At 39.5% G+C, this 24,178-nt stretch carries 22 protein-coding genes and 1 rRNA gene; 2 read left to right on the forward strand and 21 right to left on the reverse strand.

Annotated elements, in window-relative coordinates:
- The 13 genes from folK to E7A03_RS08030 form a co-directional block, all read right to left on the reverse strand.
- Positions 1-471, reverse strand: a complete 471-nt coding sequence (gene folK / locus E7A03_RS07970) for a 2-amino-4-hydroxy-6-hydroxymethyldihydropteridine diphosphokinase (protein ID WP_287509032.1) — start codon at positions 469-471, stop codon at positions 1-3.
- Positions 471-833, reverse strand: a complete 363-nt coding sequence (gene folB, locus E7A03_RS07975) for a dihydroneopterin aldolase (protein WP_008603485.1) — start codon at positions 831-833, stop codon at positions 471-473. Before folB ends, folK begins: the two co-directional genes overlap by 1 nt.
- The gene (gene folP, locus E7A03_RS07980) at positions 833-1,666 is read right to left on the reverse strand and encodes a dihydropteroate synthase (protein WP_278617799.1); all 834 of its coding nucleotides are present in this window, start codon (positions 1,664-1,666) and stop codon (positions 833-835) included. The genes folB and folP overlap by 1 nt, the downstream gene beginning before the upstream one ends.
- Positions 1,659-2,228, reverse strand: a complete 570-nt coding sequence (gene folE / locus E7A03_RS07985) for a GTP cyclohydrolase I (RefSeq protein WP_060919845.1) — start codon at positions 2,226-2,228, stop codon at positions 1,659-1,661. The genes folP and folE overlap by 8 nt, the downstream gene beginning before the upstream one ends.
- An 8-nt stretch (positions 2,229-2,236) precedes the next feature.
- Entirely contained in the window at positions 2,237-3,793 is a 1,557-nt protein-coding gene (locus tag E7A03_RS07990) for an ABC-F family ATP-binding cassette domain-containing protein (protein WP_004695392.1), read from the reverse strand.
- 110 nt (positions 3,794-3,903) lie between these two features.
- Complete coding sequence (locus tag E7A03_RS07995; protein WP_287509033.1) at positions 3,904-5,043, reverse strand: amidohydrolase; 1,140 nt, start codon at positions 5,041-5,043, stop codon at positions 3,904-3,906.
- Positions 5,044-5,169: 126 nt separating this feature from the next.
- Positions 5,170-6,108, reverse strand: a complete 939-nt coding sequence (locus E7A03_RS08000; protein ID WP_287509034.1) for a S66 peptidase family protein — start codon at positions 6,106-6,108, stop codon at positions 5,170-5,172.
- A gap of 121 nt (positions 6,109-6,229) precedes the next feature.
- Positions 6,230-7,831 (reverse strand): peptide ABC transporter substrate-binding protein, encoded by a 1,602-nt coding sequence (locus E7A03_RS08005; protein WP_004695386.1) that lies wholly within the window; start codon positions 7,829-7,831, stop codon positions 6,230-6,232.
- The gene (locus E7A03_RS08010) at positions 7,828-8,646 is read right to left on the reverse strand and encodes a serine hydrolase (protein ID WP_316073984.1); all 819 of its coding nucleotides are present in this window, start codon (positions 8,644-8,646) and stop codon (positions 7,828-7,830) included. Before E7A03_RS08010 ends, E7A03_RS08005 begins: the two co-directional genes overlap by 4 nt.
- 12 nt (positions 8,647-8,658) lie before the next feature.
- Positions 8,659-9,606 carry an ABC transporter ATP-binding protein gene (locus tag E7A03_RS08015; protein ID WP_024060953.1) on the reverse strand — a complete coding sequence of 316 codons (948 nt, stop codon included), beginning with the start codon at positions 9,604-9,606 and terminating at the stop codon, positions 8,659-8,661.
- Positions 9,606-10,586 carry an ABC transporter ATP-binding protein gene (locus E7A03_RS08020; protein WP_058948494.1) on the reverse strand — a complete coding sequence of 327 codons (981 nt, stop codon included), beginning with the start codon at positions 10,584-10,586 and terminating at the stop codon, positions 9,606-9,608. The genes E7A03_RS08015 and E7A03_RS08020 overlap by 1 nt, the downstream gene beginning before the upstream one ends.
- Complete coding sequence (locus E7A03_RS08025; protein WP_316073987.1) at positions 10,586-11,485, reverse strand: ABC transporter permease; 900 nt, start codon at positions 11,483-11,485, stop codon at positions 10,586-10,588. Before E7A03_RS08025 ends, E7A03_RS08020 begins: the two co-directional genes overlap by 1 nt.
- Positions 11,478-12,410 (reverse strand): ABC transporter permease, encoded by a 933-nt coding sequence (locus tag E7A03_RS08030; protein WP_316073990.1) that lies wholly within the window; start codon positions 12,408-12,410, stop codon positions 11,478-11,480. Before E7A03_RS08030 ends, E7A03_RS08025 begins: the two co-directional genes overlap by 8 nt.
- A 135-nt stretch (positions 12,411-12,545) precedes the next feature.
- On the opposite strand from E7A03_RS08030, the gene E7A03_RS08035 reads away from it, so the two are divergent.
- Together E7A03_RS08035 and E7A03_RS08040 are read left to right on the forward strand one after the other, a co-directional pair.
- Entirely contained in the window at positions 12,546-13,379 is an 834-nt protein-coding gene (locus tag E7A03_RS08035) for a pyridoxamine kinase (protein WP_316073992.1), read from the forward strand.
- A 21-nt stretch (positions 13,380-13,400) separates the two neighbouring features.
- Positions 13,401-13,985: a DUF805 domain-containing protein gene (locus tag E7A03_RS08040; protein ID WP_316073994.1), complete on the forward strand. Its 585-nt coding sequence runs from the start codon at positions 13,401-13,403 to the stop codon at positions 13,983-13,985.
- 126 nt (positions 13,986-14,111) lie between these two features.
- On the opposite strand, the gene E7A03_RS08045 is transcribed toward E7A03_RS08040, so the two are convergent.
- From E7A03_RS08045 to rrf, 8 genes are all read right to left on the reverse strand, one after another.
- Positions 14,112-15,281: a hypothetical protein gene (locus E7A03_RS08045; protein ID WP_156696945.1), complete on the reverse strand. Its 1,170-nt coding sequence runs from the start codon at positions 15,279-15,281 to the stop codon at positions 14,112-14,114.
- A gap of 285 nt (positions 15,282-15,566) precedes the next feature.
- Positions 15,567-19,154, reverse strand: a complete 3,588-nt coding sequence (cydD, locus tag E7A03_RS08050; RefSeq protein WP_316073995.1) for a thiol reductant ABC exporter subunit CydD — start codon at positions 19,152-19,154, stop codon at positions 15,567-15,569.
- A 197-nt stretch (positions 19,155-19,351) separates the two neighbouring features.
- Positions 19,352-20,371, reverse strand: coding sequence for a cytochrome d ubiquinol oxidase subunit II (gene cydB / locus E7A03_RS08055; protein WP_316073996.1), 1,020 nt, complete (start codon positions 20,369-20,371; stop codon positions 19,352-19,354).
- On the reverse strand, positions 20,362-21,750 hold the full coding sequence (locus E7A03_RS08060) for a cytochrome ubiquinol oxidase subunit I (RefSeq protein WP_287509039.1): 1,389 nt from the start codon (positions 21,748-21,750) through the stop codon (positions 20,362-20,364). The genes cydB and E7A03_RS08060 overlap by 10 nt, the downstream gene beginning before the upstream one ends.
- A gap of 84 nt (positions 21,751-21,834) precedes the next feature.
- A complete protein-coding gene (locus tag E7A03_RS08065; RefSeq protein WP_021147851.1) occupies positions 21,835-22,266 on the reverse strand; it encodes an RrF2 family transcriptional regulator in 432 nt (143 codons plus the stop codon).
- Positions 22,267-22,485: 219 nt separating this feature from the next.
- Positions 22,486-22,980: a MogA/MoaB family molybdenum cofactor biosynthesis protein gene (locus E7A03_RS08070; RefSeq protein WP_287509040.1), complete on the reverse strand. Its 495-nt coding sequence runs from the start codon at positions 22,978-22,980 to the stop codon at positions 22,486-22,488.
- Positions 22,981-22,988: 8 nt separating this feature from the next.
- On the reverse strand, positions 22,989-23,849 hold the full coding sequence (locus tag E7A03_RS08075) for a polysaccharide deacetylase family protein (protein ID WP_287509041.1): 861 nt from the start codon (positions 23,847-23,849) through the stop codon (positions 22,989-22,991).
- Positions 23,850-24,080: 231 nt separating this feature from the next.
- Positions 24,081-24,178: ribosomal RNA gene (rrf, locus tag E7A03_RS08080) — 5S ribosomal RNA — on the reverse strand; the annotation flags it as partial.

Genomic DNA, 24,178 nt, shown 5'->3' on the forward strand with positions numbered 1-24,178 from the left:
TTATGTACCCAATTGAACTAATCGATCAGCAATCTTAGTCCCTTTATATGTGAATGTTGGTAATAGCTGAGATAGCGGTTCTAGTACAAAATTACGATTCCAAAAATGAGGATGCGGTATCACAAGACTTTCATCACACAAAGAAATCATCTTCCCCTCTATATCGTACACTAAAATAATATCCAAATCTAATGTGCGAGGGCCCCAATGAATCAATCGTTTTCGTCCAGCCTTCTGCTCTAATTGCTGAATAAGGCTGAGCATTTGATGTGGTTCTAGAGTGCTTTCACAAGACCATACGCCATTGACAAAGGTGTCTTGTTCCGTATATCCCCACGGCTCAGTTTCAATCAGAGGAGAAGTGACTAGCCTGGAAATTGCCTCATGTTGTAGTAAGGATCGAAAAGCAGAACTGATGTAGCCTCTCTTATCCCCCATATTCGAGCCTACACTGATGTAATAGGTATACATCAAATTTGTCCTCTTGTGGTGATAACCTCAACATAATCCAAAATACCTGAAATCGGTACAGATGGTTTACGCACCGTTACTGAGAGACCTACGATACCTTGATAATGTTGGTACAAGGAATCGGCGATAAGCGCCCCTAATCGTTCTAACAAATTATGCTTTTCACCAGTCATAATTGATTCTACAATTTCATATACCTCTACATAATTGATGGAGTCCTCTAATTGATCACTTTGACCGGCCTTTGTAAGATCAGTTATTATTTCTACATCTACAAAAAATCGTTGCCCTTGTTCTTGCTCAGATGCCAAATTTCCGTGGTATCCGTAAAATGCCATATTTTTTAAAACGATTCTATCCATTATTCACCTCGTAACAAGCCGTCTGCTACAGCTAAGGCGCGTTTGTGCATTTTCACATTGTGAACACGCACCATATCAACGCCTTGGAATACACCTGTAATACAAGCAGCTACCGTACCTTCATCACGATCTTCCGGAGGCAATCCGCCTATCATAGATCCGATGAAACGCTTACGGCTTGGAGCAAGCAAAACAGGGTATTCATAAGCGGTTAACTCACCCAAGCGTTGCATAACTTCAATATTTTGTTCTTCAGTTTTACCAAAGCCAATACCTGGGTCAAGCCAGATTTGTTGTGGCGTTACACCCTCTTTTAACGCTTTATCAATAGCGCAGAAGAAGAAAGCTTTCATATCTTCAATGATATCACCATAGTTTGTATCATTACTATTATGCATGATGATAACAGGTACCTTATATTTAGCCACCACCGCGGCCATGTCAGGGTCATAATGTAATCCCCATACATCATTTAGAATATGTGCCCCTTTTGAGAATGCATATTCTGCGGTTTTTGCATGATATGTATCGATAGATACAGGAACGGTAGAAGCCTTTAACACAGGTTCTATCAATAAAGAAAGACGTTCTATTTCTTCGTCCGTAGTCAAAGGTGTAGAACCTGGTCGTGTAGACTCAACGCCTAAATCGATAATATCTGCACCATCTTCAATCATTTGTTCCACATGAGCAGTAGCTGTTTCTGGTGTATTAAATTGCCCCCCATCAGAGAAGGAGTCAGGTGTACCATTCAGTATACCCATGATAAGGGTACGATCACACAAAGATAAGCTTTTGCCATCATTCCATGTATAATTTCTACGTTTAAACATTTACCTGTCCTCCGCCTAACATTGCCAACGCTTCATCCCTTACTGTACCTGTTTCAGCTAATACGCCTCGGCTTTCTAATGTAATTACCTTTGAATCTTGCTGCATAGTTCCTTTAATAAGCATACACAACTGAGTCGATGTAATGCGTACAAAAACGCCATGAGCAGATAAATCATTCATTATCGCATCTGCTAATTCAGATGCTAACCGCTCTTGTAATTGCGGTCTGCGACTGAGTATATTAACAACATCTTGAAACTTACTGAGCCCTGCCACACATCCATCCTTGGGTTGATACACAATGTCTACAGTCCCAAAGAATGGCAATAAGTGGTGCTCACACATAGAATAAAAGGGAATACCTGTAACGGCTATAAGTCCCTTGTAATCAGTGCTAAACGTTTCACCCCATACCGATTTTGTTTCGACTCCTACGCCACTAAATAACTCACTATATAATTCTGTTACACGACTTGGTGTCTTTTCTAACTCTGGTGCCTCTGTATCAACAGATAAAGCCTCTAAGAATTGCTTTATCCCGTCATTTGCACGTTGATTCATCGGTCCTCCTAAACAATCTTTGTCGTCCAATCTTCAATATTCCAAATATCCGTAACCCAATCTTGATAGAATTCAGGCTCGTGACTTACCAATATAATTGTACCTTTAAAATCACGTAGTGCACGGCTCAGTTCTTCTTTTGCATATATGTCTAAATGGTTAGTCGGTTCGTCTAGGACCAACACATTGTACTTATTCTGCATGAGCTTACATAGGCGAACCTTCGCATTCTCACCACCTGAAAGTACGCGCATTTGAGACGTAATATGTTCATTTGTAAGGCCACAACGAGCTAATGCTGCACGCACCTCTGCATTTGTCATCGCCGGATATTCATTCCAAATATAATCTAACGCTGTTTCGGAATTAGATGGCGTATCCTCTTGGGCAAAATAGCCAACTTGTAAGAATTCACCTTTTACCAACTCACCACTAACAGGCTTTAATAGGCCTAAAATAGTCTTCAACAACGTTGTTTTACCTAAACCATTAACACCGCGAATAGCAATTTTTTTGTTTCTTTCAATTTGAAAGTCTACTGGTCTTGTTAATGGTTCATCATAACCTAATTGCAATCCAAAAGCCTCTACAATAAAGCGACTTGGCGTACGTCCTTCTTTAAAGCCAAAAGTGGGCTTGATATACTCTTTTGGCTTTTCTAGAATTTCCATCTTTTCTAAGCGCTTTGCTCGAGAATTTGCCATACCACGTGTTGCAACGCGCGCTTTATTGCGCTGAATAAAGTCTTCCATACGCTCAATCTCTTGCTGTTGACGTTCATACGCCTTAGCTGCTTGCGCTTTTTTCACCTCGTAAGCAGCTTGGAACTGATGATAATCACCAGTATAACGCGTAAGCACCGCTTGTTCGATATGGTAAATAACATTGACTACGGAGTTTAAAAACTCCATATCATGAGAAATCAAGATAAAGGCATTTTCATAATTTTGCAAATAGTTTTGCAACCACTGAATATGCTCCACATCAAGATAGTTTGTCGGTTCGTCTAAAAGCAAAATAGTCGGTTTCTCTAGTAATAGTTTTGTAAGCAAAACCTTGGTACGTTGACCACCGCTGAGCTCTGTTACATCTCTATCTAAGCCGATATCCATAAGTCCCAATCCGGCAGCGGTACGCTCAATAACCGCATCAATTTCATAGAACCCACGTTGCTCAAGAATTTCTTGCCATTCCCCTACCTGTTCAAGTAGCTTATTCATTTCATCTTCGGATACATCACCCATACGATTATACGCATCGTTAATGTTTTGCTCCATGACGAACAAATCATCAAAAGCACGTTGTAATACATCACGGATGGTCATACCTTTTTCAAGAACAGCATGTTGATCCAAATACCCAACAGTTACCTGATTGGACCATTCAATTTTCCCCTCATCAGGTGGCAATTTACCTGTAATGATATTAAGAAACGTAGATTTACCTTCACCATTTGCACCAATGAGGCCTACATGTTCACCTTTTAGCAAACGGAATGATGCATCATCTAAAATTTGTCGCGCTCCAAAACCATGAGTTACATTTGAAACGGTTAAAACACTCATATCTATCTCCACCGGAATAAAAGCCGTCTTGTTGAAGACGGCTTATTTCATACTTACTTAAATATTATATCTATTGTACCTTTTTGACCTCTATATGTCAAAAATTGAACTTACTTACACATCGCATAACGCAAGGCTACAACAGCCATAATCTTAGCACCCTTAATCGCTTGGTCTAACCCATAGTCAGATCCAGCAGCACAAGTAAATTCTGGCGTATGCGCTTCTAAACCTAATCCAATCTGCAAGGTAGGCTGTGCTGTTGGTACTTCGTAAGACACATTACCTACATCAGTGCTACCATCCGCCTCATCATCAGGCAATATTCGTGGGCTTTCACCAAATTCAGTCATCACATCTTTAAAGAGATTTAATAACTGTTTATCTTGACGCATATCCTTAAAGAGTGGCTCATAGTGATGCATCTCAGCTTGAGCTCCATAGGATGAACCGATTTCTTGGGCTGCCTCTTTAATAGCCGGCAAAATAATACCTTCTAAATCATCCACTGTACTACCACGAACAGTCATACGAATCGTAGCCTTTGGTGTAACCACATTTGGTGCCGTACCTGCCTCTGTAAAGATAGCACCTACAATAGCACCTTTAGGAAAGGTCTTTTTTAAATCTTTTACCCTTTGATATAAGTCTACCGCACAATCTAAGGCATTGATTCCTGAGTCTGTTAAAGATGCAATATGACAAGAACGTCCATGGAACGTAACCTCTAGAGGATGTGTCGCCAAGGATGTACCTCCTACCTCATTTTCTCCACCTGGATGAATGATAAGTGCTGCCTCATAGCCTTTAAAAAGACCGGCTTCTGCCATATATACCTTACCACCGATAGTTTCCTCTGCAGGGCACCCAAAGAATGTTGTACCCCAATCCTGTGGTGCACTTTGACTAAAAGCAACAGCAGCACCTAAGCTCATCATAGCAATAAGGTTATGACCACAGCCGTGGCCTAGTTCCGGTAACGCATCATATTCACCTAAGAAGGCTATTTTATGCCGTGCAGTACCGTTATAGTCGCCCCGTAACGCTGTTTGTAACTCTGGCCGATTAGTTAGACTTACATGAGATATAAAATTATGTGTTTCTAAGAATTGGTGAATTACCTTTACTGCTTTATGCTCATTCAAGCCCAATTCAGGATTATCATGTAAATATATGGAAACTGCACGCAATTCCCGTGCCATACTATCTATGATGGCACAGGCGCGAGCCTCTCGTTCTTGTAGTGTCATAACTCCCCTTGTTATTATCTAATATCTTATTACCTATTATTTTATTACCTAATATCACGGTAACTACTATTTTTATCTAATATCTATTTGTCTATTAAGTAAAATCGTTCATCCAAAAGCTCTTAACTATTTCGTATAAGGATGAACGATGATGGTATTAGAAATATATCTAAAGCTAATCGTCGCTCCTAGCGGTAATGTTTGATGTGGCGCCCCATGTCCCGTTGGCACATAGCATACAAAAGGATCTGGTAATTTTGGATTTCTATTTTCCTCCATATAGCGCAATGCTTCATAACCTAAATCGTAATCACGCTCATCTTCATCTCCTTCACAATCTGTAAAGGTACCAATGACTAAGCCTTTAATACGGCTCAACAAACCGCTGAGTCGAAATTGTTGTAACATGCGATCCAGCTTATAAGGAGCCTCCCCTACATCTTCAATAAATAGTAAGGTATCTTCCCATGATTCATTCTCTAAAAAATAAGGCGTTCCCGATAGCATGGATACCATCGTCATATTACCACCTCGTAAAATACCCTCACCGAGTTCTGTGCCAATTGCACCTCGGGGAGGCTCTGGCAAGGGTTCTATAACTTTTAATTTGCCTTCTAAAGCATTAAATAGTGTATCAATATCTGACTTACGGTCTAATTTAAAATCTACCCCCATAGGTCCATGATAAGTAATGAGGCGGCTATATCGATTAATAGCCATATGAAGTGCTGTACAATCACTATATCCAACAAAAGCCTTCCGATACTTACGAATCGCTTTATAATCTAATAAATCTAAATAGCGCATCGTGCCATAACCACCGCGCAAGGCAAGAACCATATCACAAGGAGCCGCAGTCATCATGTATTGAAATTCTACGGCTTGCTCCTCAGGCGTGCCTCCATATAGCCCCTTTCTCCTTGCACTTTCACCTACAAGCACCTTATAGTCTTTAGCCTTACAAATTTCTTCTATTCTATGTAAATCTTCATCGCTAGCACTAGCAGGTGCCATAATACCTATGGTCATCCCCGGTGCCAAACGTTTTGGTTCAATCCAGTCCATATATCCTCAGAAAATACCTGTTAACTTATAATATATTAATAATCCCATGCAACAAAAGACTAATATATTAATATTCCCATACAACAAAAGACGTACACAAGGTGTACGTCTTAAGTGTATCTTATTTGTATGCTTTTTTAAAGTCAACAAGTCCCAATGTGGTCCAGAAATAATTTTGAATTGTTCCGTTTGTCACATATGGTTGTGTTGTAAAGTACAACGGCATAACAAGAGATTCATCAAAAATCATCTTTTCTGCTTCATGCATCAACGCATCACGAGCCGCCCCATTTGGAGTTGTACGAATACGTGCAATCAACTCATTATACTCATCACTATGATACTGACCATCATTATCTTCAGCAGAAAATACCTCTAAAAAGTTTTGTGGATCGCTATAATCGGCAACCCAAGAAGCGCGAGCTACTTGGTACTTGCCAGCTTCACGGTCTGCCAAGAATACCTTTGTCTCTTGATTTTGTAAGCGTACATCTGCGCCAAATGCATTTATCCATGCATCTTGAATTGCTTCTGCAATAGCTTTATGTAATTCACTTGTATTATACAAAATCGTAATTTGCGGCAATGGACGATTTTTGCCATAGCCAGCCTTTTTCAGGATTTCCTTGGCTTGCTCTACATCTTCGTATACGAGATAGCTACCAGCTTCACGGAAGTCTTCACGACCATTGCTTTCAAGCATACCATATGGTACGAATGCATAAGCTGGCTCTTTACCGCCTCTAACAATATTATTAACAATATTAGCACGGTTGATAACCATAGAAAAGGCTTTACGCACATCTGGATCTGTGAAAGGTTCTGCTTTAACATTGAATACGTAATAATAGTTACCAAGCATAGGTCCAATATGTAATAGGCCGGCTTCTTCTAGACGTTTTTGATCCGCTACAGGAGGCTCAACCGTCATATCAGCTTCGCCACCTTCAACTAAGGTAAGGCGTGTACTTTGAGACTCACTAATAGGCCAATTCATTTTCTCTGTCTTCACAGATTCTGCATCCCAATAGTTTGGATTCTTAATGAAATCCATTTCCCCATTATGCTTCCAAGAAAGTAAACGATATGGACCATTAGATACTATTGTTTCCGCATTAGCCGCCCAGTTTTCGTGAGCTTCTACTGCTTTTTTACTCACTGGATAATAGCTATGAGACGCTAATAATTTCAAGAAATAAGCCGTTGGATTTTCTAAGGTAACTACCAATGTATCCTCATCAATAGCTTTAACCCCAACATCTTCAGCTGCAGCTTTCCCCGTATTAAAAGCTTCACCATTTTCCAATACATATAACATATATGCATTATCCGCATGGACTTCAGGGTCTAATACGCGCTTCCAAGCGTATTCAAAGTCATAAGCCGTCAAAGGCTCTCCATTGGACCATTTTAAATTAGGTCGTAAATGGAAGGTATACTCACGACCATCATCGGAGATGTCCCAATTTTTAGCAAGTGCTGCTTCAGGTTCACTTTCATCATTCAAACGAACTAGACCATCGAATAATTGAAGTTGAACCGTAGCCTCCGGAGAGGTAGTAGACTTTGCGGGATCCAATGTGGATGGTTCCTGCTCAATAACATAGCGGATTGTGTGTTCATCGATTGGTTGAACACCACGAGGGTACCCAAATACGAATAAGAGTACGCTCACCCCTAGAGCGAGGACCATGAGTTTTAACAAGTTTCGTTTATCCATCATGGCAATGCTTCCTCTACAAATTCTTTCATGATGCGCCCAACTCGAGCGCCTAACTCTTTGCCTCGGTCATTATCGATATCGCTCATTAAAAGGATAAAGCAGAAATGACCTCTAAATGTTTCTATTATACCCCCATCATGCTCTACGCGATCAAGGGATCCTGTTTTATGGTGAAAGCGTATGCCTTCTCCCCAGTAAAATGGTAAGATATCACGGAATTGTTGGCGACCTAAAATATTCCACATTTCTCGGCCATAAGCATCTCTATCACGACATTCAAAAATGTGTTTATACAAACGAGCTAACGACATAGCTGTAATGTGATTATCACGACCTTCAGCTAGAGCGTTAAGGTCCATCATCATGCGATTAAGCTCAATCTCATCCACACCAAGCTTTTCTGCACGAGCATTAATATTTTCCATGCCGAGCACTGTGATGAGTAGATTTGTTGCGATATTATCACTAAGAACCATCATGAGACGGCATAACTCAAGATATGTAAAACTATGTTTACCAACTAACTCTTGTAGTGCGCCGCCACCTTCAACGCGTGGAGTTCTAGATAAAGGAACTGTATCATTAATGTCCAATTGCTCCGTACGCGCTAAATGAAAGACATATTCCATGATAAGTACCTTAATTAAACTCGCACTAGAATGTACAGTATTTTCACCTCTAGCTGCGATGAGTGTTGGTTCCTCTTCATCATCAAATTGTAGCACCGCATAAGATATATTCCCTGCTGGTGCCAATTCTTTAATGACTGTATCTAGTTGATGTTCCAAGGACTTGCCAACAATTAGTTTTTCCATACTATTCTCCCATTATATGTGCCAGCATGCGATGCGGCGATCTGCCCAATCTCGAAGTGGTGGACGTTCTGTAAAACAACGACCTTCCGCTTCTGGGCATCGACCACTAAACAGACACCCTTTTGGTGGGTCTAGTGGATTTGGTGGATCCCCTTTAAGAGGTGCCCCAATTGGTGCATGTGGCATAACTGGACCATTTAAGGCCGTCAATGCACGGGTATACGGATGCTGAGGGAATTCATATAAATCCAATGCAGGACCTTCTTCCATGACGGCACCTAAATACATAACAACCATGCGATGACTAATGTAGCGCACCATATTTAAATCATGAGAAATAAAGAGGTACGAAATACCATGTTGTTCTTGTAACCGTTCTAGTAATGTCATAATTTGCACTTGGATAGATACATCTAACGCAGAAATCGGCTCATCACAAATAATACATTGAGGCTCCATAATAAGAGCCCGTGCAATGCCGATACGTTGACGTTGCCCACCAGATAGTTCATGAGCATAACGCTCACCAAATGACATATTTAAGCCAACTTGGTCAAGCACCTCTTTTACACGAATCACGCGATCTCGGGGTGTATACTTTGGATTCAATTCTAAAGGCTCCTCTAAAATTGCATTAACCGTAAGCCGCGGATTAAGGGATGCATAAGGATTTTGAAATACCATTTGCATCACCGGGTGAACAGACTCTCTATCCACATAAGGGTTGATATGTCGACCATTCATATAAATAGAACCAGATGTAGCTTGATATAAACCCATCAAAGTGTAACCAAATGTAGATTTACCACATCCAGATTCCCCTACGATACCTAAGGTTTCCCCTGGTGATTGATATAGACTCACGCCTTGTACGGCGTGTACCGTTTGTTTTGGCTTAAATAAGCCGCCTGACAGGGTGAACTCTTTAACGAGATTGTCAGTCTCCCATACGTAACTCATTAAAGTCCCTCCAACTTAGCTAACCAACATGTAAACTGGTGACTTTCACCAACATTTGTAACCATCGGAACCCGACTACCGCAGATTCGCATAGCCCATTTACAACGAGGATTAAATGCGCATCCACGAGGTAAATCAAATAGATCAGGTGGTTGACCTTCAACGGCCTTCAATTCACCGTGCCATTTACCTTGAGGCAATGCAAGCAACAGCCCCAAAGTATATGGGTGACGAGGCTCGCTAAAAATACCATCTACTGTAGCAGACTCAACACATTTACCTGCGTACATAACCATAACCCGATCACAAATTTGAGCAATAACACGTAGGTTATGAGAGATAAAGATGATACCAATGCCAGCCTCTACGGCTAATGTTTGCATAAGGCGTAAAATTTGTGCCTCTGTAGTAATATCAAGAGCTGTTGTGGGCTCATCACAAATCAAAATCTTAGGACGACCGGCTACCGCCATAGCGATACATACGCGTTGACGCATACCGCCACTCAACTCATGAGGATATTGAGACAAACGTCGTTCCGGTGTAGATAGGCCCATCTTCTTCAACAAATCGATGGCAATGGCCCTTTCATCGTAATCTTCACCATACGCATTTGTACGATGGATAACCTCATACATTTGCTCTCCAATGGTCATGATAGGATTCAAGGAGGTCATAGGATCTTGGAACACCATGGCAACCGTCGTACCACGAAGTTCATTCCAATCATCTTCAGTAAATCCTAAACAATCATGACCATCAATCATGAATGTATCCGCTTTAATTTTAGTTTTACCATATGGCAATAAGCCCATTAAAGAGTTAACTAAAACGGATTTACCACACCCAGATTCCCCGACTATACCTAAAATCTCACCAGGGTATAAAGAAATATCTTGATTGCGAATAACTCGCAACGGACCTTGGAAGGTATTGATGGTAATAGATACATTACGTACATCAACAATAGCATTATTCATTATCTATCTCCTTCCTTAGGGTCTAATACATTACGTAAACCGTCGCCAAAAAATGCGAAACCAAGCATGGTAATACTAATAGCAACAGCTGGGAAAATCAATTGGAACGGATAAGAGCGCATGCTACTAATACCTTCAGAAGCTAATACACCCCAGCTTGCCATAGGTGCATTTACACCTAAGCCGATAAAACTAAGGAATGCTTCTGTAAAAATTGCCTCTGGAATGGCCAATGTTAAAGTAATAATGATAGGCCCTACACAGTTTGGCAAAATATGACGCAATAAAATGCGATGCTTCGGAATACCCATGGCTTCTGCAGCGATGATGTATTCTTCGTTTTTAACTTTCAAAATTTGGCTACGTACGATACGGGCCATATTAAGCCAATACGCAATACCTAATGCTACGAAAATAGATGTAAGACCATGTCCAAGTACAACCATCAACAAGATAACGTATAGTAAAAGTGGAATGCCGTACAAAACATCTACAATGCCCATCATGATGCGGTCTACTTTACCACCCATATAACCTGCAATACCGCCATAGGCAACGCCGATTACAAGGTTGATGAAAGCTGCCACAAAACCAATAGTTAAGGAAATACGCGCACCATACATAACACGCGTATAAATATCACGGCCCAATGTGTCCGTACCAAACCAATGACTAAAGCTTGGACTTTGGTTCGCATCGATTAAAGATTGATCCGCATATGTATAAGGTGAAATAAGTGGCCCTAAGATAGCGAGTACAATCATCACCAAGATGATGCTCGCCCCGACTACGGCCAAACGATTTACCTTAAATCGCTCCCATTTACTAGGACGCTTTATAAAACTAGTAATCTCTTCTTGAGGGGCCCGTTCAATAGGTAAAAAGTCTTCCTTATTCATCTGTCCCCTCCTCTGTTGTAACTCGTGGATCGATTAATGGATAAATCATATCCACCAAAATATTAAGAAATACCACAAGAGCACTATAGAAAATTGTAATACCAAGAATAACTGTATAATCACGGTTATAAATTGATGTTACAAAATACTGACCTAACCCAGGAATCGCAAAAATCGTTTCAACGATAAAGCTACCTGTTAACAAGCTAGCTGCCAATGGGCCTAAGTATGTAATAACTGGCAAAATCGCATTACCTAGTGCATGACAAGTCAAAATGGTCCAAGAACCTAGACCTTTTGCACGAGCTGTGCGAATGTATTCTTGTTGATACACATCAAGTAAACCACTGCGCGTTAAACGAGCAATAAAGGCCATCGGTTGCGCTGCCAATGTCAACACGGGCAACACCATATAAGATGGGCCACGCCATAAAGCCACAGGGAACCAGCCCAGTTCAAAGCCTACAATGTATACAAGGACAGCACCAATAATAAATGTAGGCACAGATATACCGATTGTAGATAATACAGTCACCGCATAATCCACAATACTATTAGGTCTCATGGCGCTGATAGCACCAGCTGTAATACCACCAACTACAGCTACCATTAAAGATAATAAACCGAGCTGCGCGGAAATTGGAAATGCATCGCTAATAATATCGTTTACACTACGGCCTTCATACTTAAATGATGGGCCTAAGTCACCTGTAATGACGCCACCTAAATAATCTCCATACTGTTTCCACACGGGATCATCAAGATGATATTTAGCCTCAATGCTCGCTTTCACCTGAGGCGGTAATTTTTTTTCTGTTGTAAAAGGCCCTCCCGGTATTGCATGCATTAGTGCAAATGTTACGGTAATGATGACCCATAAGATTATGATTGCGCCACCTAGACGTCGAAATACATACCTCGTCATTGTCACTTTCCTCCATAAAAAGTCTATTCGTTTTATTATACTACATTATGAAGCTAATTTCATGATTAACATCATTACATTTACAGAAAGCCTTACATAACGTACAATAAAATATATATTTATTTGGAGGTATCTATGACAACAGTACCTAGAGTTTTAACAATTCAAGACATGAGCTCCATCGGACGTTGTGCCCTTACCGTTATGATTCCTATCATCAGTGCTATGCGCTGCCAGGCGGTTCCTTTAGCAACAGCGGTACTAAGCAATCACTTAGAGTATCCACACTATGAATTCGTAGATTTATCTGCTCATATGAGAGACTTTATGAACTGTTGGGATAAAAACGAAATTGACTTTCACGCTATTGTAAGTGGATTCTTGGCATCACCAGAACAAATTCACCTCGTCGAAGAAGCTATCAATCGATTTGCCAATAATGGCCAAATGGTTATCGTTGATCCCGCAATGGCTGACGATGGTCGCCTTTATTCTATCTACACTCCAGATATGGTTGTTGCTATGCGCCAACTCGTGTCAAAGGCCCACATCGTAAAACCAAACTATACTGAGGTTTGCTTCTTATTAGATATTCCATTCTCGACAGACCCTATTAGTGAGGATGAATTGCGCAAACGGTGTAAACAATTACATCACATGGGCCCTGAAATGGTTATCATGACTAGCGTCCCATCAAAAACACATGCTGTTATTGCGGTCTATGATGGACCTACAGACTTTTTAAAAACATACTCTATCCCTCTGGTCCCTGTAAAGGCTACAGGCACAGGAGATATTTTTACTGCTGTATTATCAGGTGCTGTAATGAGGGGATATTCTCCTTATGATGCAGCAGAACTGGCAATGAAATTTACTACTAAAGCGATTCAAGCAACGTTAGATACAGTACAATCACTGAAACAGGGAGTCGCATTTGAGCTAGTTTTGCCAGAATTAACTCAACTATAAGCTATAAATAAAGGGGAACTTATGGATTTACTTTATGTTGTATTACGAACACTGCTCATATGTGCCATGGGTTTGCTCATTGCATTCCAAGGACGTCGCATGGGCTTATCGATTTTTAACTTAACGGGACGGTTAAATCGACTACAATTTATCATTTGCTTCATCGCTTTAATGATTTTATTTCATATTGTCCACTACATAGATAACATGTTCTTGGACTTTGTCGTATCCCTACCTACATATTGGTTGACTAGAGTCATTGTCTGGCTCTTATTAGCAACCCTCTTCCCATTATCTTGTGTCTTATTTGGTCGTCGTATTCACGACATCGGCTTCAATGCATGGGCAGGAATTCTTTGGTCGGTAATTATGATCTTCATTAATACTTACTCGGCTGTCTCTCCATTCAATTACATGCTAGAGCTTTTTATATGGCTCATCGGCTTCCTATTCTGGGTATTGCCAGGACAACCTGAGCCTAACCAATACGGTAATCCTCCATTTATGCCTGTAAATCAGCCAACATATGAATCCGTACAAACTCCTGTATCAAGCAAAAAACAAGAAAACCGCAAACCAGCTCGAAAACGTCGTAAAAAACGATAACCAAAATTAATAACTTGTAATCAAAAAACGTATCTCTCATTGATATGTACCCCTTTTATTGGATATCCAGTAAAGGGGGACATATCACATGGAGATACGTTTTTATATTTTATATTTCTTATGACATTAATTCATCAGTAACATCAACTCAATCAATGTACACCCGATATAAGCAATAATAAACTTAACCTTTTGTTTACGCGCTCTATCATCATCTGCAATTTTAAGACGATTAGCAAGAAATCGCTTATCTCGAATTTGCAACAAGAGGTGTTTGATTCGCTCTTGACTTTCATTGGCTGTATCCTCATCACAATCAGATGTCAATGTAGCTTGTTGCATGAAGATACGACGATGTAGTTTACGCATTTGAATTTTGATATTGTTATGTACAAACGCACTTTGCCACTGTTTGCGAGAATCAAAATACATGTACAAATACCGCGGAATATTCATAACTAAGAAGGAAATGATGAAAATCCCCAATGAAATCAAAAAGTACGTGGAAAACGAGAACTCCAACGTTTCCGTCGGTAAGTAGTGATGCAAGATAATAAATGTAATCCATACACCAATTGGCAATAAAAGAACTGCTGCAATATCAATAGAACGAAGCCAGCTAGTGCGAGTCGGCACATCCGGTACTGTAAAAGTATCTACAGGATCATGGAACGCATAGTAATCTAACTGCAACACAGATTGACTGGTACGCGGGTTCCCCAACAAAACAGGTCCATTGCTACCAATATGACGCTCAGGCATAGGTATGAATTTCTTCACTTGTGTATTAGGCAATAAGTCAAACTGGATAATCCCCTTTTTCTCAAAGCGTACGGTAGATCCTTTTTCTCCCAATGCAATAGGGTTAAAGAATATACCAAAGAGACTGAGACACCAGTTTCCCAACAAGTGTAAAATGGAGTTCAAAATAAACCCACCTGTATCTATATTGTTTGTATCAAGACGAATTGCAAAGGATGATGAATAATCATCAAACCATAAATCCTCTAAGGTGAATTCCACATTAATCACATTCCCCCATTTTGTAATAATGGATAGGAATATTTGATTGTTTGGTTCAAATTCAAATGTTATAGCATAAAAGAACCAATGATTGCGAAGAGCGGCACGCAACATGCGATTAACCATATCTTCTTCAATATATAGTAAGCGATGGTCAAATAAATCTTGTTCTAAAGGTGCTTTTTCTAGTACGGGCGCCTTATCCACTACCGCATCACGATCAGATAATGCTTCATCCACCAAAGCTCGTAATTTGGTGAAGATTTTAGTCATAACCCCTCCAAGGGTGAAAAAATAGGTTTTAATATAAAAATTATACCATATGTTGCATGATTTATCGATAAAAGTATACTACATATACTATTAAATATAAATATAACTAAAGCCCCTTTTTACATAGCAAAAGGGGCTTTATTACTGTAGTTTAATATTGTTCCTATTATAATTTAATGTTCATAATAAGTCTTAAATATAGGTCTTAAATTGCAACATGAAATTAAAATATTATCCAATCTACAATCAAGCATTTGTAATAGATACTTTTATTGATATTTAGTTTTATTGAATACTTGCCATAGATAAATAACAGTATTCATAGAAACGCCCTCGAAGAGCTATCAATTCTTCATACGTTCCATCTTCAACAATTTGACCTCTATCCATAAATATAATTCGATCCATTTGTTCTAAACCTTCCAATTGATGCGTAATATATAGACATGTCTTACCATCTACATAATGCATCAAATCACGATGCAAGGCTTTTCGTGTTACTTGATCTAAACCCTCTAAAGGTTCATCTAATAAAATAATTTTAGGATTGCGTAAGAACAATCTAGCTAATGCAATTCTTTGACGCTCGCCACCACTCAAACCTTGGCCTCCACTACCTACAATCGTATTCCTCCCCTCTGGTAATTTTTCGACTACGGAACGCAATGAGGCGCGATTAATGGCTTGCTCTAAGTCTTCTTTAGACGCCTCAGGTCTAGCAAGACGTATATTGTCTTTAAAGGATGCATTAAAAATATACGTATCTTGAGTTATAGTTCCCAATGCATTACGCCAAGTATCAATTGAAATATCTTTCAACTCCACTGCACCTATACGAATGGAACCACCATAATCATATAGTCGCTCAAGCATATTAAACAATGTCGTCTTACCAGATCCACTAGCACCAACGATAGCAATAGATTGTCCTTGTTGAATATGTAGTCTAAGATTCTCATAAATATGTCGATATTCATCATAACCAAAGGATACATCTGTAAAAATAATATCATCATTAGGATTAAACGATTTTGGTGATATAGGATCTACAATAGATATAGGTTCATTACTAAGAGCCATGAGACGACTTGTAGCAACTTTACTTTCTGCACCATGATGAACTGCCGCGATCATAGGTTGTAACGCTTCAAACCAAGCCTGCGTACCAATGGCAGCCACCGCTACCATAACACTGGCCCAAGCACCTGTTAACGCATTAGAGGCCATAATAGCTACAATAACTACAGTTAACTGAACACCGCCTATGAATAGTGTATTACCCATATTCATGCCACGCTCAATAGTACCTTTTTGAGCATCTACATTACGCATCATATGCTGAATACGCTTATATACCATTTCTTCATTGCCATAACTAATCACATCTTCCAGACTATCCATAGTATCACTTAAAAGCGCTTTATAACCACCTTGTTGGGGCCCAATCGCACGTAAAGATTGTTTATTATGTGCATAAACGACCAAAGGTAGTATTACACCTAATATGAAGGCCGACAAAAGAATTGGCGTAATCAAGCTATTGTCGATTGTAGAGGCTCCATATGCAATCAATACAGTCAAGGCAACAGCTGCTACAGGTGGAATCAAAGTGCGCAAGTAGAAGAATTGTAATACCTCTATATCCCCCATGATGCGTCCCAACATATCACCCGCCCCAAACCTTTTGAGTATAGCAGGTGCCAATGGTTCCAAATGAGCATAAAACCACAAGCGCAGGCCATAAAGACCTTGAAAGGCCATGCGATGAGATGTATAGCGCTCAAAATAACGACATACAGCGCGACTAACACCAAAGAATCGAACCCCTACAATAGCAAGACTCAAATAAGTGAGCCCTGGTTGCAATGCGGCAGATGCCAACAGCCAAGAAGATACCGCTAAAAGCCCTACATTCATAAATACAGTTAAGAATGTAAATAGCAAGGCCAATATTAATGACCACTTGGCTGGACTCAATACGGAGAACAATAATTTCCACCCTTGTAAGCCCATATTAGAAGCTTTTTCACCACTTTGGAAAATCGCAAAACTTTCAACGGCTTTAACAATACCGTCAGTACTATTAATAGATGTCTCTAAATCTAATGTAGTCTCTAAATTAGATGCTTTTTTAATATGCAATGGGGCTTCTAGAGCTGCTGAAAATTGACCTAAGCCAGATGTAACAAGTTCTTTAAAATAACCATCTTCTTGAAGTAGGTCATGATAAGAACCTTCTTGAATAATTGATCCATTTTTCAAGACATATAGTTTAGATGCCCAGTGCATAGTTTGTAAACGATGACCAATAATAATAACAATATTATTTTCCATCAAACGCTGTATAGCTGTACTTATAATGGATTCTGTTTTTACATCTAGATGTGCTGTCACTTCATCAAGAATCAACACCTGCCCCTTTCGGAGGAATGCACGAGCTAAAGCAATACGCTGTCGTTCACCGCCACTAAGACCTAAACCACCTTCTCCAATAACCGCATCAAGCCCATCTTGTTGTCGATTAATAACATCTAATAGTTGAACCTCTTTGCAAGCATCGAGAATATCTGCATCACTTACATCCATCCCAAAGGACAAGACCTCTCGTAAGGTCCCTTTCATAATATGTGGATGTTGAGACACATAGGTAATTTGCTGACGCCACCAGTCGATATCTAAATCACATATATCAATGCCATCGATAGTAACTGTTCCTTTCGGAGCCTGTAAAAATCCACCAACGATATGGGCAATAGTAGATTTACCAGCTCCGCTTTCACCAACTAACATGATAGGTACATTACGCTCAGCCTCTAGTGTGATATGATGTACCCCATTTTTACTATTTTTATAGATAAAAGTTAAATCTTTAATTGCAATCTCTTGTATAGATTTCTCAAGTTTAGAATCACCACCTACTGGTAAGGACTGAGGACGATTCATAAATTCTTCGTATTTCAGAATAGATGTTTTACCTGCCATCCCCGTATGGAAAGCAGCCCCCAACTGTCTAAATGGGGTATAGAACTCCGGCGCTAACAACAAAATAAAGAAGGCTGAAAAGAATGTAATTTCACCATCTAATAAGGTTAGACTTAAATATACCGCAATCAGAGCAGTACTTATAGTACTCACTAATTCAAGTACTAATGCAGATAAAAAGGCTACGCGCAATACTCGTAAAGTAGAATCTTTAAACTCTTGAGATAATCGACCAATAACCTTAATTTGATCTTTTGCACGACCAAAGAGTTTTAGCGTAGTAATCCCTTGCAATACGTCTAAAAAATGCCCCGATAGGAAGCTCATACGCTCCCATTGTTCCTTATTTAATCGATCAGCTTGCTTCCCAATCAAGATCATAAAAAATGGAATTAAAGGCACCGTAACAATTAAAATAATGCCAATTATTGGTAATGTATCTATAATAGCGATTCCCATAATAAGTGGAATCATAATAGCGTATAAAATCTGCGGAATGTAACGAGCCACATATGCATCAACTTGCTCTAAACCATCGGTAAGCATATGGATGACATCGCCATGACGTTCCTTATGTTGTACACCAAGCTTAAACATATGAGCCAAAGAGCGTTCTCTAAAGGATGCTTTTACAGCACTCCCCAAGTGATTTGCTACTGCCTCTTGAACGTAATGTGCCACCAATCTCATAACAATAGCTATAAACAAATAAATGATGGTGTTCATTTCATCAGCTAGTGTATGTTCCAAAAATATAAGGTTATTTATTAAGGTCCCAAAGAACCAAGCTTGCCCAACAATTGACAGACTTTCTATTAAACAGGTTAAACCGAGTAATCCAAGCCGTCCTTTATGTTCTAGCAGCGCTTTAAATGCGGTACGCTGTATCATACTATCCTCTATGGTAAATCAACTTAAATATATAAAATCAAACAAATTTAAATTCCTTTAAATAGGCCTAAAAGAGTCCAAGTGAATCTAAATTTATCAATATTATAATCATCTTACCACAAAAAAGAGGCGTGCCGCTACGGCACGCCTCACATTAAAATTTAATTTTTACTCACAAGAGTTATAAGGCTATTCTATTAATAGTGTAAATCTTTTTCTGTTACACGATGACGGAATGTCCAATATACCCAAGATTGATATACCAAAATGATTGGCACAAATACGAATGCTACACAAGTCATCAAAGTCAACGTGTAAGTAGAGTTAGCTGCATTAGTAATAGTCAAGCTCCACTCAGGATTCAAAGAAGAAACCATAATGCGAGGGAACAAACCTGCAAAGTATGCAGCTGTTACAGAAATAACAGATAAACAGCTGAATAGGAAACCCCATTTTGTATTCCGAGTGCGTGCTGCGCCCCAAGAAATGAGGAAGAACACGATAGTTAATGCAAAGCAAACTACAGCTAATACAGAATTAAACAAATCTGTATATACGTAAGTTGCACCTACCAATACTAATGCACCGATAGCTGTAGGAACACCTACTACCAAAGAAGCAGCACGAGCGCGTTCAGAAATAGCGCCAGCTGTTTTAATAGAAGTAAATAAGCCACCATGGTATGTAAATACCAAAATGAACGCAATACCACAAAGTACTGTGTAAGGACTTAATAAATCAAAAAATGTACCAACATATGTCATACTTGCATCAATTGGAGTACCTTGAATCAAGTTACCTATTGTAACACCCCATAATAGTGCAGGAATCAAGGAGCCAAAGAAGATGCAGTAGTCGAATGTTTTACGCCATAACAAATTAGGGCTCTTAGAACGAAATTCAAAGGATACGCCACGAATAATAAGAGCTGCAAGCATCAAGAATAGAGCCAAGTAGAAGCCACTAAATAATGTAGCATACACGTGAGGGAAGGAGGCGAATAATGCCCCTCCGGCAGTAATCATCCAAACTTCATTACCATCCCACACAGGACCTAAGGCATTGATCATTTGTCGACGTTCAACGTCAGTTTTACCAATGAATGGTAATAAAATACCAGTACCATAGTCAAAACCTTCTAATAAGAAGAAGCCAGCGAATAGTACAGTAATTAAAATAAACCATACCACTTCAAGGTTATTAAAAATTAATTCCATAATCTCGCCTCCTCTTTTTCAACTACATCATGAGATGGGTTGCCATCCGGACCTTTTTTAATGTGTTCTACAGCAAGATAGATAGCCGCGATAGCAGCCACGATATACACAAGTGTAAAGCCGATGATTGTAGTCATAATTTCTGGAGCCGTTACGGATTTAGACGCACCATCTGCAGTCAATTGCAAACCATATACAAGCCATGGTTGACGACCTGCTTCCGCTACAAACCAACCAGTGGAGTGAGCGATAAATGGCAATGGCAACATCCAAAACATAATTTTTAAGAATGTGCGGTTTTCAACAAGTTTATCTTTTGCATTTAGGATAAGACCTACAAAGGCAACAAGTAACATAAGAGAACCGGATGCTACCATGACACGGAATGTCCAGAAGATTGCTGGAACATCTGGAATATAGTTGCCAGGGCCATATTGAGCCTCCGCTTTTGCTTGAAGGTCTTTGATACCTTCTACCTTACCAGACGTAAAGGAGTTTTGAGTCAAGAAGGATAAACCACCAGGAATTTCAAGAGCATTTGTATTCTTTTGTGCCTTAGTATCAATGTTAGCTACTAAAGAGAATGGTGCTGGATCTTGTGTTTCCCACAACGCTTCCATAGCAGCCATTTTCATAGGTTGTACTTTTGTGATGTACTGACCTTGGTGATGACCAGCTAATGCACCTAAAGTACCGAATACTAGAGCGATAACCATGCCCCATTTAGCAGAGCGACGGTAGAACTCTGTCGCATTATTGCGTAATAAGTGCCATGCACTGACTGCCATAATAATTACGCCAGCTGTTAATAAACCATTCAATATAATATGGAAAAATTGTCCAGGTACATAGCCATTTTGAACGATGATCAGGAAATTTTCCATCTCTGCACGGCCATTGCGTAATACAAAACCTACAGGATGTTGCATAAAAGAGTTTGCTACAAGAATCCAGAACGCAGATAGATTTGTACCTAATGCTACAAATGTAGCTACAAGGGCGTGAACACATTTATGTAAGCGATCCCAACCGAAAATCCAAACGCCCATGAATGTAGATTCCAAGAAAAATGCCATTAATGCTTCAAGAGCCAATGGAGCGCCGAAAATGTCACCCATAAAACGAGAATATTCTGCCCAGTTCATACCGAAATGGAATTCCTGAACAATACCAGTCACCACACCCATAGCAAAGTTAATTAGGAACAATTTGCCCCAGAACTTAGCCATTTTTTTGTATACTTCTTTACCAGTCGACACGTAGGTCCACTCTAAAGCAGCAACAATCACTGTCATACCTAGTGTGAACGGCACAAATAACCAGTGATAGATAGATGTTAGCGCGAATTGCAATCGGGCTAAATCTACAGCTTCAAACATGTGTTTTCCTCCTTAGAATAAAATACTAACATCACTTGACGAGCTTTTACAAAAAACCTTGCATCATTGCGACTGTAAAAAAGCTCAAGCCTCAGCGATAATCAACTGTTCTCGTTGGGCAAGGGTCTTAAAATTAACCGCTTCCAACTGATTGACCAATTGATGCTGAATCACGCCCATTGCTTCATTTATAGCGCAATGCCCCTTACAAGACTTAGAGCAAGAACCTACATCATATAAACAACGTTGTAAATACGCATCCCCTTCTACGGCTCTAATTACATCAAGCAACGAGATCTCTTGAGGGCTTCGATTCAGGGCAAACCCACCATCTACCCCTCTGAAAGATTTCATAATTCCTGCTGCAATGAGACTACGCATAATCTTGAGCAAAAAGCGTTCTGGAATCAACTCTTGCTCAGCCAATACAGCACCAGTTATCTTCGATCCCGAAGGTAGTAGCGCCATATGCAAGACCATGCGAAATGCATAATCCGTGGCCTGATTTAACTTCATAAAGTCTCCTTTCTCATGCACTCGGACAAACGTATTACTAAATCTAGTATAAATGAAATAAAACAATACTGCAATGGTATTGTTTTAAACAAAATAAATTAATTCACTTACTTCTCATGCTCATATTTTATGGATCAATTACCTACTTTTATATCCATCAAATATTGATTGTCATCATATATAAAAAGACTGCTCTCAAAAGAACAGTCTCCATATATATTATTTTGTAATTTCGCGCACCAAATGACCCATTTCAGGAATGATGAGTTTTCTCATCGCTAAGGTGACAGCCCCAACAGAGCCAGGAATAGAGAACATCAAAGTGTTATTCTTAACTCCAGCTTCCGCACGAGATGCCATTGCTTTTGTTCCAATATCCTCCGTATAGGATAAATATCTAAAAATTTCACCAAAACCTGGAATATGCTTTTCATATAAGCTATTTACAGCCTCGATGGTAACATCTCTCATAGCAATACCAGTTCCCCCTGTAGATATAATGACATCAATAGACTCATCATTACACCATGGTGTCATAGCATTTATTATAGCATCACAATCATCAATGACAATTTTGCGATCTGCTACAATATGATTTGCTTTTTCCAAAAATTCTTGAACCTTGTTGCCCCCCTTATCAGTTTCTAATGTACGAGTATCAGATACAGTTAACACTGCAACACGTAATGGTCTTGCTACAACTTCGTAAGACATAATTCCTCCTAAAATAAAGGCATAACAGACGCCAATATCGGCCATCCATTATCGCGTAATGTATCACGCAATGCCCAAGTATACTTAATAAACGGTGCACAATGTAGGCGCAACCAGAACGATAAAAACGGTGTATCTCCTTGGAATACAGCTAGTCGATTTAGAGCATATAAATTATCCCCTGGCTTTACTGTTCCTGGTTGGACTGTGAAAGCCATTTTATACCCCGACTGTTTAGTAACATATTGAACGAGCATATCATTAAAACCACCAGGATAGGCCAAGTAACTAATAGGTTCTCCTAAGATACCTTCCATAGATGTTTTACCACCGAGAATGGCATCAGGCAATTCCGTAGGATCCATATGAGTTAGTATCTTATGATGATTTGTATGCCCTTGAATGTCAAAACCAGCAGACTCCATTTGGTGCATTTGTGCAGTATTTACAAAACCAGGCGTATTGGCAGCGTCACTAATCATGAACAAAGTAGCTTTCATATTATATTCTTTTAATATAGGCAGTGCATGTTCATAATTATCCACATAACCATCATCAAATGTTATTACTATAGGCTTCTCTGGTAAATCCGAACCATTTTGTAAATAATCATACAACTGATTCAATGTAATCGTATTATACCCATGATTATGGAGGTATTCCATCTGCTCCTTAAACTGATCCACATGCAATGTTAAAGCGGAGTGTTTCTCATCATTTATTTGATGGTAATTAAGTACTGGTACACCATATAACTTGTAATCTGAAGACAGACCCCACATAACTCCAATAGAAACCGCTAAGATTGCAATACATATTGCAATACAATATAACAACTTTTTAATGCAGCTCTTGCCATATTTATACATATAAAATAATCACTCCCATCGACTTACATACACAATGAGAATACCATATTTTTAATAAAAGTATCAAGAAAATAGACGTATAAAAAAAGATCATTTTTTCTACAACTAAACTTAAATTCCTATCAATGCTCATTGTGGATTTACCTTCACTGCTCCGCAGTTCTGTACAGCTTACGTTCGGAAAAAGGTGATATAACAAAAAAGACACACCCTCAGGTGTGCCTTTACGTCAATCAGCAGCTTCCTATCCTCCCAGGCCGTCTCCAGCCAAGTACTTTCGGCGTTTATGAGCTTAACTACTGTGTTCGAGATGGGAACAGGTGGATCCT

Origin of the sequence: Veillonella parvula, from assembly GCF_032472435.1 — a bacterium.
In the GTDB taxonomy this organism is placed as follows: domain Bacteria; phylum Bacillota; class Negativicutes; order Veillonellales; family Veillonellaceae; genus Veillonella; species Veillonella parvula_N.

What these genes read in the sequence shown, in the direction of transcription:
- E7A03_RS07990 (WP_004695392.1), bottom strand. Translation starts at nt 3,793, where the DNA reads ATGAGTGTTTTAACCGTTTCAAATGTAACTCATGGTTTTGGAGCGCGA.
- E7A03_RS08045 (WP_156696945.1), bottom strand. Translation starts at nt 15,281, where the DNA reads ATGACTAAAATCTTCACCAAATTACGAGCTTTGGTGGATGAAGCATTA.
- folB (WP_008603485.1), bottom strand. Translation starts at nt 833, where the DNA reads ATGGATAGAATCGTTTTAAAAAATATGGCATTTTACGGATACCACGGA.
- folK (WP_287509032.1), bottom strand. Translation starts at nt 471, where the DNA reads ATGTATACCTATTACATCAGTGTAGGCTCGAATATGGGGGATAAGAGA.
- folP (WP_278617799.1), bottom strand. Translation starts at nt 1,666, where the DNA reads ATGTTTAAACGTAGAAATTATACATGGAATGATGGCAAAAGCTTATCT.
- E7A03_RS07995 (WP_287509033.1), bottom strand. Translation starts at nt 5,043, where the DNA reads ATGACACTACAAGAACGAGAGGCTCGCGCCTGTGCCATCATAGATAGT.
- E7A03_RS08035 (WP_316073992.1), top strand. Translation starts at nt 12,546, where the DNA reads ATGACAACAGTACCTAGAGTTTTAACAATTCAAGACATGAGCTCCATC.
- E7A03_RS08065 (WP_021147851.1), bottom strand. Translation starts at nt 22,266, where the DNA reads ATGAAGTTAAATCAGGCCACGGATTATGCATTTCGCATGGTCTTGCAT.
- folE (WP_060919845.1), bottom strand. Translation starts at nt 2,228, where the DNA reads ATGAATCAACGTGCAAATGACGGGATAAAGCAATTCTTAGAGGCTTTA.
- E7A03_RS08015 (WP_024060953.1), bottom strand. Translation starts at nt 9,606, where the DNA reads ATGAGTTACGTATGGGAGACTGACAATCTCGTTAAAGAGTTCACCCTG.
- E7A03_RS08030 (WP_316073990.1), bottom strand. Translation starts at nt 12,410, where the DNA reads ATGACGAGGTATGTATTTCGACGTCTAGGTGGCGCAATCATAATCTTA.
- E7A03_RS08040 (WP_316073994.1), top strand. Translation starts at nt 13,401, where the DNA reads ATGGATTTACTTTATGTTGTATTACGAACACTGCTCATATGTGCCATG.
- E7A03_RS08075 (WP_287509041.1), bottom strand. Translation starts at nt 23,849, where the DNA reads ATGTATAAATATGGCAAGAGCTGCATTAAAAAGTTGTTATATTGTATT.
- E7A03_RS08020 (WP_058948494.1), bottom strand. Translation starts at nt 10,586, where the DNA reads ATGAATAATGCTATTGTTGATGTACGTAATGTATCTATTACCATCAAT.
- E7A03_RS08060 (WP_287509039.1), bottom strand. Translation starts at nt 21,750, where the DNA reads ATGTTTGAAGCTGTAGATTTAGCCCGATTGCAATTCGCGCTAACATCT.
- cydD (WP_316073995.1), bottom strand. Translation starts at nt 19,154, where the DNA reads ATGATACAGCGTACCGCATTTAAAGCGCTGCTAGAACATAAAGGACGG.
- E7A03_RS08010 (WP_316073984.1), bottom strand. Translation starts at nt 8,646, where the DNA reads ATGGAAAAACTAATTGTTGGCAAGTCCTTGGAACATCAACTAGATACA.
- E7A03_RS08005 (WP_004695386.1), bottom strand. Translation starts at nt 7,831, where the DNA reads ATGATGGATAAACGAAACTTGTTAAAACTCATGGTCCTCGCTCTAGGG.
- E7A03_RS08025 (WP_316073987.1), bottom strand. Translation starts at nt 11,485, where the DNA reads ATGAATAAGGAAGACTTTTTACCTATTGAACGGGCCCCTCAAGAAGAG.
- cydB (WP_316073996.1), bottom strand. Translation starts at nt 20,371, where the DNA reads ATGGAATTAATTTTTAATAACCTTGAAGTGGTATGGTTTATTTTAATT.
- E7A03_RS08070 (WP_287509040.1), bottom strand. Translation starts at nt 22,980, where the DNA reads ATGTCTTACGAAGTTGTAGCAAGACCATTACGTGTTGCAGTGTTAACT.
- E7A03_RS08000 (WP_287509034.1), bottom strand. Translation starts at nt 6,108, where the DNA reads ATGGACTGGATTGAACCAAAACGTTTGGCACCGGGGATGACCATAGGT.